Raw genomic sequence first — 12,505 nt, forward strand, 5'->3', positions numbered from 1 at the left:
GCTGATCCCTCTCCGACCCAGTCCTGATTCGAGTGCGCCATGCCTGAACTGCCAGAAGTTGAAACAACTCGCCGCGGGATCGCGCCACACCTTGAGGGCCAGCGCGTCAGCCGGGTGATTGTGCGTGATCGACGCCTGCGCTGGCCGATACCCGAAGACCTCGACGTGCGCCTGTCCGGGCAGCGCATCGTGCTGGTGGAGCGGCGCGCCAAGTACCTGCTGATCAATGCCGAAGTAGGCACCTTGATCAGCCACCTGGGCATGTCCGGCAATTTGCGCCTGGTGGAGGCCGGCACCCCGGCGGCCAAGCATGAGCACGTGGACATCGAGCTGGAATCAGGCCTGGCCCTGCGCTACACCGATCCGCGTCGGTTCGGCGCCATGCTCTGGAGCCTTGACCCGCTCAATCACGAGCTGCTGGTACGCCTGGGGCCGGAACCGTTGACCGAGCTGTTCGACGGCGAGCGCCTGTTTCAACAGTCCCGTGGGCGATCCATGGCGGTCAAGCCGTTCATCATGGATAACGCAGTGGTGGTGGGGGTGGGCAATATCTATGCGACCGAGGCACTGTTCGCCGCCGGAATCGACCCGCGCCGCGAGGCCAAGAGCATTTCCCGGGCGCGCTATCTCAAACTGGCCATCGAGATCAAGCGCATCCTGATCCACGCGATCGAGCGCGGCGGCACCACCTTGCGCGACTTTATCGGCGGTGACGGGCAGCCGGGTTATTTTCAGCAGGAATTGTTTGTCTACGGCCGTGGTGGCGAGCACTGCAAGGTCTGCGGAACCGGGTTGCGAGAAGTAAAGCTGGGGCAGCGTGCGAGTGTCTTTTGCCCTCGTTGTCAAAGTTGACTGGCCCTACGGGCTATAGTCTGTGTTCACTGCTCAGCCGAAGGACCGTGCCATGAATTCGTTTCGAACCCTAGTCGTCGTGTTGTTATTGAGCGTTGCAGCGCCGGTGCTGGCAGCCAGCAATGGCAGCGGCGACCCGCGCTACACCATCCAGAATCCCCCGGCCTACGCCATGATCGGCGACTTGCTGATCGCCCGACCCTTGCTGGTGGTGGCGACGGTGATCGGTGCAGGGGCGTTTGTGGTGTCGCTTCCCTTCACCGCGCTGGGCGGCGGCATAGGGGATGCGGGGCAGGCGCTGGTGGTGGACCCGGCGCGGGCAGCGTTTGTGCGGTGCCTGGGGTGCATTGGGGAGGGGTTTGAGCAGCGGGAGTGAGGCCAGTTGCATCACTCCAGAAATCAGACCTTACCGGTAATCACACGATACTTCGCCATCAACTGCTCTTCAGTTTCCGGATGTGCCTCATCCAGCGGAATGCAATCCACCGGGCATACTTGCTGGCACTGTGGCTCGTCGTAGTGGCCGACGCACTGCGTGCACAGGTTGGGGTCGATCACATAGATCTCTTCGCCTTGGGAGATGGCGGCGTTCGGGCACTCGGGCTCGCAGACGTCGCAGTTGATGCAATCGTCGGTGATGATCAGGGACATGCTAACTCCAGCCAGGGTGGAAGACCCAGGCGCTATAAACCAATGCGCGCAATTGTGCCGTATTGGCGCTGCAGGAGCCAGCTTGCTCGCGATGGACGGGAGAGCGCCAAGTTTACCCAGGCAGCCCGCGCGTCATCGTTAACGTTCATCGCCAGCAAGCTGGCTCCTGCAGCCTGCGTTATTTCTTGAAGCGTTCGGTGAGGGCATCCGCCACCGCAGGGTGCACGAATTTGGTGATATCGCCGCCCAGGGCCGCAATTTCACGGACCAGCGTCGAGGAGATGAACGAGTATCGCTCGGATGGAGTGAGAAACAGGCTTTCCACATCCGGTGCAAGCTGACGGTTCATGTTGGCCAGCTGAAATTCGTATTCGAAGTCCGACACTGCGCGCAATCCACGGAGAAAGACGTTGGCGTTTTTCTCTTTGGCGAAATGCGCCAGCAGCGTCGAGAAACCGACCACTTCCACGTTCGGCAGATGCTTGGTGACCTCGCGAGCCAACTCCACCCGTTGTTCCAGGGGAAACAAGGGGTTTTTCTTCGGGCTGGCGGCGACGGCAATAATCACGTGATCGAACAGGCGCGAGGCGCGTTCGACCAGATCGCCATGGCCCTTGGTAATAGGGTCGAAGGTACCTGGGTACAACACTCGGTTCATCGCGTCGTCCTGGCGGGAGTCCGTTGGGGAGTCGGATGGTATCGCAGCATTCCCGGTCGGCCAAGTCGCCTGTTGGGTAAGAAAGCACTATAGACGATGGGACTATTCCTCGTTTTCACGGATTTTTTAAACGGTCGGCGAGCGCGGTGGCCAGTTGCGCGGTCAGTCCGTACACCGATAATTGAGGGTTTGCACCAATGCTGGTGGGGAATAGCGAGCCATCATGGATCGACAGGTTGCTGATCTGGTGATGACGGCCGAGGCTGTCGGTCACGGCGTTTTTCGGCTCTTCGCCCATGACGCAACCGCCCATCACATGGGCACTGCCCAGGCGGGTGCGGTAGAGCTCCAGGCTCAAACTGTCGATCAGCGTGCGCGCTTCGGCCAGGGTTTTGACGTGGCGAGCATCAGCATGCATCGGCATCACTGCATTGGCGCCACCGGCAAACTGGATTTCGGCCATGCTGTGGAACGCCCGGCGCAAGCCGTCCCAGGCATAGGCAGAAACCTGATAGTCGAGCACCGGGGTGTCGTCACCGCGCAATTCGACGCTGCCGCCGGGACTATCCGGGTGAAAGCCGTCACGTAGCAGCGCCAACATGGCGTGGGTGTGCGGCAAATTCTCCATGTGTCGGGAATTCTCTTCGCCGAAGCCGCCCAGCAGCGTGGTGGCGAGCGCCGGGTGCAGAGGTGGTACTTCCAGTTTGTAGGACATCTTGCCGCTGGTACCGTCCTGCCACTGGAAGTGATCGGAGTAGATCGACTGCGGAGCGCCGTAGAACGGGTTGATCACCTCATCGAACAGGGCGGCAGACATGTTCACCAAATGCAGGAACGTGCGTTTGCCCAGGCGCTTGTGCGGATCGGGGGCCGCGGAGCGCAGCAGTAGCGCCGGGCTGTTGATTGCGCCCCCGGCCAGTACGTAATGTCGCGCCTTGACCGTGATCGTCCTGCCCGTGGGCGCAACGCAGCGCTCATCCATCGCGACACAGCTCAGGCCGATGACCTTGTCGTCCTTGATCGAGAGCTTTTCAGCGCGAGCCAGATAGAGCAATTCACCGCCTTTTTCCAGGGTGGCGGGAATGGTCGTCACCAGCATTGACTGCTTGGCATTGGTCGGACAGCCCATGCCGCAGTAACCCAGGTTCCAGCAGCCACGAACGTTGCGCGGAATCACGTGCCAGCTGTAGCCCAGTTTTTCGCAGCCTTTGCGGATTACGTCGTTATTGGCGTTGGGCGGTACCATCCAGGGGGCGACCCCGAGCCGCTGCTCCATTTTCTCGAACCACGGCGCCATGTCGGCAGGGCTGTGGCCTTTTACGTCATGTTCCCGGGCCCAGTGTTCGAGCGTCGGGGGCGGGGTGCGAAAGCTCGATGTCCAGTTGATCAGCGTGGTGCCGCCCACCGCGCGCCCTTGCAGTATGGTGATGGCGCCGTCCTTGCTCATGCGGCCGATGCCTTCCTGATAGAGGCTGGCGTAGGCCTGGTCTTCGAGCATCTTGAAGTCGCTGCTGGTCTTGAGGGGACCTTCTTCGATCAGCAACACCTTGAATCCGGCGGCGCTGAGGATTTCTGCCGTGGTGCCGCCGCCGGCGCCGCTGCCGATGATTGCCACGTCGGCTTCCAGGGTCAGGTCCTCGGTCAGTTGCGAGCCGTTGTAGGTTTTCCAGCCGCGGGCCAGGCCTTCACGGAACGGATCAGGTACGGGCATGTTCGGGTTCTCGTTATTGTTTTGGTTTTGTGGTGAGGCTACCGACGCCATCGCGAGCAGGCTCGCTCCCACAGGGTTACGCGATAAAGGTGGGAGGTGAGCCTGCTCGCGATGGCATCCCCCGGTCTCAGACAGCAGGCGGGCCCGGATACCCGCAATGTGCCCACGACTCTTGCCGGCTATACCAAGCCATCATCACCAGCTGCAGCAGTGAGCTATGGCCCATGCGCAGCAGGCTTAACGAACTGTTTTCCCAGCGATCAAGGAACTGCCGGACTTCATCGGCGCTGGCATTCTCCCAACTGCCCCAAACGCCGGTCAGCGGGCCGCGAGTGACGGTCAAGCCGAGCACGTCGAACAACTGCTGGGTCAGCTTGAGCATCTGCGGCGAGAGATGATTGAGGCCGTTGTCCAGATTTTTCAGGGTGCTATCGACGGCGTGCGGCATTTGCTCGGTAGCCACCGCGCCATCAAGCATCACTGGAATCAGTGCTCGCAAAAACAGCAGGTCCCCTCGGCGCAGTATTGCGAAACCGCTGGCCGGCGTACTTGAGGAGCAGCCGCTGAGGCTTGCGCCCAAACCGGCCGTGGCAAGGAAAGCCGTGGCGCCCAAGCTGAATTTCAGCAGGCCGCGACGTGACAGCGCGGGTGTATCGGACAGGCTGGGATTCATTATTGTTATTACCCGGCGATGATATTTAGCGGATGAACAGCTTCTGGATGAGCTTCTGGATGGCTTTGCCATAAGGCGGATAGATCAGCTTCGCCGCATTGAAGCGCTGCTTGATCAAAACGCCCTTGGCTTTGCTGAACGTCAGAAAACCCTCCTGGCCGTGGTAATGGCCCATGCCGGATGCGCCGATGCCGCCAAACGGCATGTCGTCCTGTGCGACGTGCAGCAGGGTGTCATTGAGGCAGACACCGCCGGAGTGGGTTTCATGGAGAACGCGCTGCTGTTCGCCCTTGTTGTAGCCAAAGTAATACAGGGCGAGCGGACGGGGGCGCTGGTTGATGTAGGCAAATGCTTGCGCCAGGTCCGTATAGGGCACGATCGGCAGCAGCGGGCCGAAGATTTCGTCCTGCATCACGGTCATGTCATCGCTGACGTTGAGCAACAGGCTATGGCTCATGCGGCGTCCCTGACCCTGCTCGAACAGCGGTATCAGCAGCGCGCCCTTGCTGGTAGCGTCGCTGATGTAGCCGTTGAGGCGCGCCAGTTGGCGGTCATTGATGATGGCGGTGTAGTCCGGGTTGTCTGCCAGTGTCGGATAAAACCCGCGAACGGCCTGGCGATAGGCTTCAACGAAGCCACCGACCCGGTCGTGCGGCACCAGCACGTAGTCGGGGGCCACGCAGGTTTGCCCGGCGTTTAGCGTCTTGCCAAAGGCGATGCGCTCGGCGGCGTCTTTGAGCGGCACATCGTGGGACACGATCGCGGGGGATTTTCCGCCCAGTTCCAGCGTGACTGGCGTCAGGTTCTCAGCTGCCGCGCGCATCACGTGCTTGCCGATACTGGTGGCGCCGGTGAACAGCAGATGGTCAAAACGCAGCCGGGAAAATGCTACCCCAACATCAGCTTCACCGAGCACGACGCAGACCAGATCCTGGGGGAAAATCCGTCCCAGCAGTTCCTTTAGCAGCAATCCGGTGGCTGGCGTGGATTCGCTGAGTTTGAGCATCACCCGGTTACCCGCCGACAACGCGCCAACCAGAGGCCCAATGGCCAGGTACAGCGGATAGTTCCACGGCACGATCACGCCGACCACGCCCAAAGGCTGGTACACGACTTTGGCTGAAGCAGGCTGGAACGCAACTCCGACTTTGCGTCGCGAGGGCTTCATCCAGCCTTTCAGGTGCTGGCTCGCGTAATGGATGCCATGCAGGCTGGGCATCAGTTCAGCGAGCAGGGTTTCATCGGCGCTGCGGTGGCTGAAATCCTGGCTGATAGCGTCGATCAGGGCCTGGCGCTCAGTGCTGAGCAAATCCCTTAACGCTTTGAGCCATTGCTGACGCTGAGCTGCAGGAGGCATCGGGTTGGCAGCGTACGCAGCGCGTTGAGCATCAAACAGGCTGCGTAGTTCTTCCAACGGCTGCTGCAGGTTTTGCAGGTAGGCGACGTCAGCGGTCATGGTCAGCTCCGGATTTTTATTTTACTGGATAACTTTCTAGAGTCTATGCTCTATAAAGTCAACTGACATCCTGGTGCAGCTTTGTTTTATCCGGTTGCGGATAGGCCGTAAGATGCTCTCCATCGCATTCCTGAATTAAAGCTCAAGCCATGGCCCCTCGAATAAAAACCAGCGAGCGCATCGTGCAGAACAGCCTCGAGCTGTTTAACCAGCAAGGCGAACGCAGCATTAGCACTAACCACATTGCTGCCCATATGGAGATTTCTCCGGGCAACCTCTACTACCACTTCCCTAACAAGCAGGCGATCATTGCCGTGCTCTTCAGTGAGTACGAAAGCCTGGTGGACAGCTTCCTGCGTCCACCCCAGGGCCGCGCCTCCACGGTGGAAGACAAGCGTTTCTACCTCAAGGAACTGCTGGCAGCCATGTGGCGGTATCGCTTCCTGCATCGTGACCTCGAGCACCTGCTCGACAGCGATCCGGAGCTGGCCGGGCGCTACCGACGCTTTTCCCAGCGCTGCCTGATCCATGGCACGCATATCTACGCCGGCTTCGTCGAGGCCGGGATCCTGCGCATGGACAAGGTGCAGATCGAGTCCCTGACCCTCAACGCCTGGATTATCCTGACCTCCTGGGTGCGTTTTCTCTGCACGACGCGGGAAAATTCCAATCACTTGAGTGAGCAAGCCGTCAAGCGTGGGGTGTATCAGGTGCTGGTGCTGGAGGCGGGCTTCGTCACGGATCAGGCGCGTGATGAGGTCAATGCGCTGTATGAAGAATTTTATGTGCCGCTGGGTCAGGCGCTTGAAGAAGCGCATGAGGAATCAGAACCGCTTTAATCACAGGAGCCCGTTATGCCTATTGCGCAGTTGATCAGCCCGCAAGCGTTGGACCTGAAGAAGGAGCAGCCGGGGCTGGTGGTCCTGGATTGTCGTTTTGCCCTGGAAGATCCGGACTACGGACAGCGCAGTTACTCGGAGGGCCATATCGCCGGGTCGAGTTTTGCCGACCTGGAGCGGGATTTAAGCGGGACCGTCGTCAGGGGCGTGACCGGTCGACATCCATTGCCAAACCCCGACGACCTGATTGAACGCCTGCAGGCATGGGGCATCAATCCCGACAGTGAAGTGGTTCTGTATGACGACGGTCCTGGTGCGTTCGCGGCGCGGGCCTGGTGGTTGCTGGCCTGGCTGGGCAAGCGTGACGGCGTGTTCATCCTTGATGGCGGACTCAAGGCCTGGCATGCCGCCGGCTTGCCACTGAGCCTGGATGCGCCCGGCAAAGAGCGCAGCACCTTCACCGGTGAACCGGACGCCTCGTTGGTGCTGAGCAGCGAACAATTGCAGCAGCGTCTCGACCAGCCGGCCATGACCTTGCTCGATGCTCGTGCCCTGGTCCGTTTCAAGGGTGAAGTGGAGCCGATCGATCCGGTAGCGGGGCATATTCCCGGGGCGCAATGCGCAGCGTTCACCGATAACCTGGGCGGCGACGGGCGATTCTTGCCGGCTGATCAGTTAAAGCAGCGCTTTGCGGCGAAACTGGCAGACCGTTCGCCGACGGAACTGGTGGCCTATTGCGGCTCCGGGGTGACTGCGTGCCATAACCTGTTCGCCCTGTGCCTGGCGGGTTATCCGTTGGGGGCGTTGTATGCGGGGTCTTGGAGCGAGTGGATCAATGATCCTCTGCGAGGCGTCGCCAGGGGCGAATAATCCAGTACCTGCAGGAGCGAGCTTGCTCGCGATGGAGGTGAACGATAACGCTGGAAATCAGGCACCCCGCAGCGCTCTCGGGTTTTTCGCGAGCAAGCTCGCTCCTACAGGGGATTTGCCAGCCACGCTGGGATGCGCCGCTCCAGGTAGTATCCCGGCTGCCTCACCGAACCCTCGACAAACCCGACATGCCCACCTGCGGCGTGCAATTCGAACTGGATGCTCGGGGATAACTCGTCGGCTCGGGGCAGACTGTGCGGGAATACGAATGGATCGTCAGCCGCCTGGATCATCAGCGTTGGCGTTTGGATCTGCCCAAGGAAATAACGGCTCGACGCTCGGCGATAATAATCTTCGGCATCGGCATAGCCGTGCAGTGGAGCGGTCACCCGGCCATCGAAGTCCCAGAAAGTGCGCATGTTCTCCAGAGAGCCCAAGGCCGCCAGGGACGCCAGTCCATCTTCGCGCCCGTCATGCTGGAACTGGCGTTGCTTGTTCTTGATGTAGGCCAGCATCTCGCGCATGAAATGCGCCTGATAGACCCTTGAAAAACCCTGGCCGATGCGATCTGCACATTGATCCAGGCGAAAGGGCACCGATACCGCCACAGCACCCTGCAAGCCACTGTCACGGCCACTTTCACCCAGGTATTTGAGCAACACATTACCGCCCAGGGAGTAACCAACTGCGTACAACGGAGCGAGTGGCCGCCTGGCGCGCAGGTGCTTGAGGGTTTCGGCCAGGTCTTCGCTGGCGCCGGAATGGTAACTGCGCGGCAACAGGTTCGGTTCCCCCGAGCAACCGCGCCAGTTCAGTGCGACGCTGGCCCAGCCCCGGGCCGCCAGCGCCTTTTGCACGCCCGCGACATAAGGTGAATTCGAAGAGCCGGTCAGCCCGTGCAAAACCAGCACCAAGGGGGTGTCGGGGCCCTGCGGGCCATGCCAGTCGAGGTCAAGAAAGTCCCCATCCTCAAGCCACAGGCGCTCGCGCTCGCGTTCAATGTGGGTGGTTTTACGCCACAGCGGTCCCCACAATGTCTGCAAGTGCGGGTTGCCAAGGCCGAAGGCGGGGGTGAAGCGTTCTGACGGAGGGGACACGATTACTCTCGAGGCGGCGGCGCTTGCCTCTATTGAGGCAGGCACCTTTTCAGGCGGGTCGATTAACCCGCGATCTGTGCCATACGTTGCCACAACGCGTAGTACACCCGCCCGGATTTCTGCTCCCGATGCAGGCGCCAGTTGCCTGGCAAGCCAAGGCTCGATGGCGCGTTTTCGCTCTCGGTGTAGATCCAGGCCTCGTCGGCCAGCCACTGGCGCTCTTCAAGCAGGGTGCACACGGTTGGCAACAGGTTCTGGTTGAACGGCGGGTCGAGGAATACCAGGTCGTAGGCCACGGCGGCCTGGGTTTCCAGGTAACGCAAGGCGTCGGCCGTCTGGATTTGCCCGGTGGTGCAACGCAGCGTGCCCAGGTGCTCCTTGATGCTCGACACGGCAATGTTGCTGGCGTCGAGCGCCTGGCCCATGGCGGCGCCTCGGGACAATGCCTCGAGGAACAGCGCGCCGCTGCCGGCGAAGGGGTCGAACACTTTCGCCCCGGCGACGTAAGGCGCGAGCCAGTTGAACAGGGTTTCACGCACTCGGTCCGGCGTCGGGCGCAAGCCTGGTGCGTCGGGGAAGCTCAGCTTTCGGCTGCCCCATTCGCCGCCGATGATGCGCAATTGATTCACGCCGTTATGCACGTTGTGAACAGGTTTTTTAGGGCGAGAACTGGCCATTAATGCTCCGGAACCCCGAGCGGTTGCTCGGCAGGTTTATCAGTAGGGGCCGGTAACGGCTTTTGCGGCACGGTCGGGCCAGCGCTGACGATGACCATTTTGTCCGTGCTCAGGTGTTTGTTCAATGCAGCCTTGACCTGCTCGACGGTCAGGCTTTGCGACTGGCGCATGAAATCGTCCAGGTAACTCAGCGGCAGGTTGTAGAACCCCATGGCGCCCAGTTGGCCAACTATATCGGCATTACTGGCCGTCGACAGCGGGAAGCTTCCGGCCAGTTCGCGCTTGGCGTCGTCGAGTTCTTTCTGGGTCGGACCTGTCTTGAGGTAGTCGGCGAGGACATCCTGCACCAGTTTCAAGGTTCCTTCGCTCATTTCGGCGCGGGTCTGCAGGTTGATCATGAATGGGCCGCGCGCCTGCATGGGCGTGAAGCCGGAGTAGACGCCGTAAGCCAGGCCGCGTTTCTCCCGGACTTCGGTCATCAACCGAGTACCAAAACCGCCACCGCCGAGAATCTGGTTGCCCATGGACAATGCGGCATAGTCCGGATCTTCACGGTCGATGCCCAGCTGCGCGAGCATCAGGTTGGTCTGCTTGGATGGGAACTCGATGTGGCCGATGCTGGCCTGGGGCTCTACCGGTTGCGCGATTTTCGCCAGTGCCGGGCCTTTTGGCAGGGCGCTGGACACTTGCGCGGCAATGGCCTCGGCATCGGCGCGAGACAGGTCTCCGACCAGGGCAATGACCACGTTGCCAGCGGCATAGGCTTTCTCATGGAAGGCCTTGAGTTGCGCCAAGGTAATTGCAGGAACGGTTTTCGCCGTGCCGTCGCTCGAGTGGGCGTAGGGGTGGTCGCCGTAAAGACGGGTCATCAGCTCCAGGCCTGCAAGTTTGCCGGGGTTCTGCTTCTGGTATTCGAAGCCGGCGAGCATCTGGTTCTTGATGCGCGCAAAGGAGTCGGCGGGAAAGGTCGGTTTGCCCACCACTTCGGAAAACAGTTCCAGGGCCGGCGCGCGTTTATCCGCGGCGCTGAGGCTGCGCAGCGAGGCGAGCGCCATGTCCTTGAACGCACCATTGCCAAAGTCTGCGCCCAGGCCTTCAAAACCCTGGGCGATAGCGCCGACGTCCTTGCCTGCAACGCCTTCGTTGAGCATGGCATTGGTCAGCAGGGCGAGGCCGGGCGCGTCGCCGTCCTGACTGCTGCCGGCGGCGAAAATCAGGCGCAGGTCGAACATCGGCAGCTCGCGAGCTTCGACGAACAGCACTTTGGCGCCTTCGGCGGTGTTCCAGGTCTGCACATCCAGAGAGCGGTGGCTCGGCGCCTTGCCATCGAGCTCGGCCAGGGATTGCAGCTTCTGGCTGGACTTGGCCTTGTCGAGGGCCTCGCTGGCTGTCGAGTCGTCGGGCCGCAGCAGGTAGACGGTCGCGGAGCCGATCAGCGCGACAACGACGAGGCCGATCAGCGCCAGGCGCGGTTTTTTACGCTCACTCATGAGTCGTCTCCTGTGGCAGTACGTGGGCGACGCTGAGACGTTCGCGGGTGAAATACAGCTTGGCGGCCTTCTGGATGTCTTGCGGGGTCACGCTTTCCAGGTCGGCGAGTTCGGTGTCCATCAGTTTCCACGACAGGCCTACCGTTTCCAGCTGGCCAATGGAGGTGGCCTGGCTGGTTATCGAGTCGCGCTCGTAGACCAGGCCGGCGATGACCTGTGCGCGCACCCGCTCCAGCTCTTCAGTGGCAGGTGCGGTGGTTTTCAACTGGTCGAGCAGTTTCCACAAGCCGGCCTCGGCCTGGGCGATGGTTTTGTTTTTCTGGGTGTTGGGGGTCGCCGACAAGGTGAACAGGCTGTCGCCACGGGTGTAGGCGTCATAGCTCGACGAACCGCCGGACACCAGTTCTTCACCGCGTTCCAGTTGGGTCGGGATGCGGCCGCTGTAGCCGCCGTCCAGCAGGGCCGAGATGAGGCGCAGCGCGTTGACCGAGCGCTTGTCTTCAGCCGTGGCGATGCTCGGCACATTGAAGCCCAGCATCAGGCTCGGTAATTGGGTCTGCACGTGCAGGGTAATCTTCCGTTCACCGGGCTCGGCCAGTTCCAGAGGCTGCTTGGCTGAAGGCACGTCACGCTTGGGGATCGGGCCGAAATAGCGCTGGGCCAGGGTCTTGACCTCGTCTGGAGTGACGTCGCCGACCACCACCAGGGTGGCATTGTTCGGCACGTACCAGGATTGGTACCAATGGCGCAGCTCCTCGACCTTCATGCGGTCCAGGTCGGCCATCCAGCCGATGGTCGGCGTGTGGTAGCCGCTGGCCGGGTAGGCCATGGCCTTGAAGCGCTCATAGGCCTTGGACATGGGCTTGTCATCAGTGCGCAAGCGGCGCTCTTCCTTGATGACTTCGATTTCACGGGCGAACTCGTCGGGTGGCAGGCGCAGGCTGGCCATGCGGTCGGCTTCAAGCTCGAAGGCGACGCCGAGGCGATCACGGGCCAGCACCTGGTAATAGGCTGTGAAATCGTCGCTGGTGAATGCGTTCTCTTCAGCGCCCAGGTCGCGCAGGATCAACGAGGCTTCACCGGGGCCGATTTTTTCGCTGCCCTTGAACATCATGTGTTCCAGTGCATGGGACAAGCCAGTCTGGCCTGGGGTCTCGTAGCTGGAGCCGACCTTGTACCAGACCTGGGAAACGACCACCGGCGCTCGATGGTCTTCGCGCACTACGACCTTGAGGCCGTTGTCCAGGGTGAATTCGTGGGTGGGTTGGGGATCGGCAGCCAAGGCTGAGAGTGGCAGACAAACTGTGCTGAGCAGCAGGCCTGCAGCGCGGCGGGCAAGAGCATTCATTCGTTTTTAAACCTGTTGGGCGGCCCGCTTGGTCTTAGCGTCGGCGGGCGAGAGGGTGCTAGGATACTGATCCGTTTTAGCGGCGGCCACGCCTATCAAGCCTTGATGCTTGATCAGGTTGTATGGGTTCGCGACGGGAATTCGGCATTTACTGGCAGAGTTCTGCTTTTTCGCCGATTTTGC

Annotated in this window: 13 protein-coding genes; 4 read left to right on the top strand and 9 right to left on the bottom strand. The window is 61.1% G+C overall.

The genetic code is table 11. The annotated features are described in order from the left end of the window. Positions 1-39 precede the first annotated feature (39 nt). Both mutM and UB23_RS13405 read left to right on the top strand, forming a co-directional pair. Complete coding sequence (gene mutM, locus UB23_RS13400; RefSeq protein WP_045059799.1) at positions 40-852, top strand: bifunctional DNA-formamidopyrimidine glycosylase/DNA-(apurinic or apyrimidinic site) lyase; 813 nt, start codon at positions 40-42, stop codon at positions 850-852. A gap of 52 nt (positions 853-904) precedes the next feature. After that, complete coding sequence (locus tag UB23_RS13405) at positions 905-1,228, top strand: hypothetical protein (protein WP_045059800.1); 324 nt, start codon at positions 905-907, stop codon at positions 1,226-1,228. 23 nt (positions 1,229-1,251) lie between these two features. On the opposite strand, the gene UB23_RS13410 is transcribed toward UB23_RS13405, so the two are convergent. The 5 genes from UB23_RS13410 to UB23_RS13430 all read right to left on the bottom strand — a co-directional run bounded on the left by UB23_RS13410 (position 1,252) and on the right by UB23_RS13430 (position 6,001). Next, on the bottom strand, positions 1,252-1,503 hold the full coding sequence (locus tag UB23_RS13410; protein ID WP_028621174.1) for a YfhL family 4Fe-4S dicluster ferredoxin: 252 nt from the start codon (positions 1,501-1,503) through the stop codon (positions 1,252-1,254). A 178-nt stretch (positions 1,504-1,681) separates the two neighbouring features. Next, positions 1,682-2,161 (bottom strand): pantetheine-phosphate adenylyltransferase, encoded by a 480-nt coding sequence (gene coaD / locus UB23_RS13415; protein ID WP_045059801.1) that lies wholly within the window; start codon positions 2,159-2,161, stop codon positions 1,682-1,684. Between the two features lie 115 nt (positions 2,162-2,276). Next, positions 2,277-3,872 (bottom strand): GMC family oxidoreductase, encoded by a 1,596-nt coding sequence (locus UB23_RS13420; protein ID WP_045059802.1) that lies wholly within the window; start codon positions 3,870-3,872, stop codon positions 2,277-2,279. A 127-nt stretch (positions 3,873-3,999) separates the two neighbouring features. After that, positions 4,000-4,545 carry a hypothetical protein gene (locus tag UB23_RS13425; RefSeq protein WP_045059803.1) on the bottom strand — a complete coding sequence of 182 codons (546 nt, stop codon included), beginning with the start codon at positions 4,543-4,545 and terminating at the stop codon, positions 4,000-4,002. Between the two features lie 25 nt (positions 4,546-4,570). Continuing rightward, positions 4,571-6,001, bottom strand: a complete 1,431-nt coding sequence (locus tag UB23_RS13430; protein ID WP_045059804.1) for a coniferyl aldehyde dehydrogenase — start codon at positions 5,999-6,001, stop codon at positions 4,571-4,573. Positions 6,002-6,150: 149 nt separating this feature from the next. Between UB23_RS13430 and UB23_RS13435 the strand changes: the two genes are divergently transcribed. Further along, the gene (locus tag UB23_RS13435) at positions 6,151-6,840 is read left to right on the top strand and encodes a TetR/AcrR family transcriptional regulator (protein ID WP_045059805.1); all 690 of its coding nucleotides are present in this window, start codon (positions 6,151-6,153) and stop codon (positions 6,838-6,840) included. Between the two features lie 15 nt (positions 6,841-6,855). Beyond that, positions 6,856-7,710 (top strand): sulfurtransferase, encoded by an 855-nt coding sequence (locus UB23_RS13440; protein WP_045059806.1) that lies wholly within the window; start codon positions 6,856-6,858, stop codon positions 7,708-7,710. Positions 7,711-7,814: 104 nt separating this feature from the next. Here the strand turns inward: UB23_RS13440 and UB23_RS13445 are convergent, their stop codons facing one another. From UB23_RS13445 to UB23_RS13460, 4 genes are all read right to left on the bottom strand, one after another. Further along, positions 7,815-8,807: a hydrolase gene (locus tag UB23_RS13445; RefSeq protein WP_045059807.1), complete on the bottom strand. Its 993-nt coding sequence runs from the start codon at positions 8,805-8,807 to the stop codon at positions 7,815-7,817. A 62-nt stretch (positions 8,808-8,869) separates the two neighbouring features. Further along, positions 8,870-9,484 (bottom strand): 16S rRNA (guanine(966)-N(2))-methyltransferase RsmD, encoded by a 615-nt coding sequence (gene rsmD / locus UB23_RS13450; RefSeq protein ID WP_045059808.1) that lies wholly within the window; start codon positions 9,482-9,484, stop codon positions 8,870-8,872. Continuing rightward, positions 9,484-10,974, bottom strand: coding sequence for a M16 family metallopeptidase (locus UB23_RS13455; RefSeq protein ID WP_045059809.1), 1,491 nt, complete (start codon positions 10,972-10,974; stop codon positions 9,484-9,486). Before UB23_RS13455 ends, rsmD begins: the two co-directional genes overlap by 1 nt. Beyond that, entirely contained in the window at positions 10,967-12,322 is a 1,356-nt protein-coding gene (locus UB23_RS13460; protein WP_045059810.1) for a M16 family metallopeptidase, read from the bottom strand. Before UB23_RS13460 ends, UB23_RS13455 begins: the two co-directional genes overlap by 8 nt. Positions 12,323-12,505: the final 183 nt, after the last annotated feature.

Origin of the sequence: Pseudomonas sp. ES3-33, assembly GCF_000952175.1 — a bacterium.
Lineage (GTDB): Bacteria > Pseudomonadota > Gammaproteobacteria > Pseudomonadales > Pseudomonadaceae > Aquipseudomonas > Aquipseudomonas gregormendelii.

What these genes read in the sequence shown, in the direction of transcription:
- coaD (WP_045059801.1), bottom strand. Translation starts at nt 2,161, where the DNA reads ATGAACCGAGTGTTGTACCCAGGTACCTTCGACCCTATTACCAAGGGC.
- UB23_RS13405 (WP_045059800.1), top strand. Translation starts at nt 905, where the DNA reads ATGAATTCGTTTCGAACCCTAGTCGTCGTGTTGTTATTGAGCGTTGCA.
- rsmD (WP_045059808.1), bottom strand. Translation starts at nt 9,484, where the DNA reads ATGGCCAGTTCTCGCCCTAAAAAACCTGTTCACAACGTGCATAACGGC.
- UB23_RS13430 (WP_045059804.1), bottom strand. Translation starts at nt 6,001, where the DNA reads ATGACCGCTGACGTCGCCTACCTGCAAAACCTGCAGCAGCCGTTGGAA.
- UB23_RS13460 (WP_045059810.1), bottom strand. Translation starts at nt 12,322, where the DNA reads ATGAATGCTCTTGCCCGCCGCGCTGCAGGCCTGCTGCTCAGCACAGTT.
- mutM (WP_045059799.1), top strand. Translation starts at nt 40, where the DNA reads ATGCCTGAACTGCCAGAAGTTGAAACAACTCGCCGCGGGATCGCGCCA.
- UB23_RS13425 (WP_045059803.1), bottom strand. Translation starts at nt 4,545, where the DNA reads ATGAATCCCAGCCTGTCCGATACACCCGCGCTGTCACGTCGCGGCCTG.
- UB23_RS13435 (WP_045059805.1), top strand. Translation starts at nt 6,151, where the DNA reads ATGGCCCCTCGAATAAAAACCAGCGAGCGCATCGTGCAGAACAGCCTC.
- UB23_RS13440 (WP_045059806.1), top strand. Translation starts at nt 6,856, where the DNA reads ATGCCTATTGCGCAGTTGATCAGCCCGCAAGCGTTGGACCTGAAGAAG.
- UB23_RS13455 (WP_045059809.1), bottom strand. Translation starts at nt 10,974, where the DNA reads ATGAGTGAGCGTAAAAAACCGCGCCTGGCGCTGATCGGCCTCGTCGTT.
- UB23_RS13420 (WP_045059802.1), bottom strand. Translation starts at nt 3,872, where the DNA reads ATGCCCGTACCTGATCCGTTCCGTGAAGGCCTGGCCCGCGGCTGGAAA.
- UB23_RS13410 (WP_028621174.1), bottom strand. Translation starts at nt 1,503, where the DNA reads ATGTCCCTGATCATCACCGACGATTGCATCAACTGCGACGTCTGCGAG.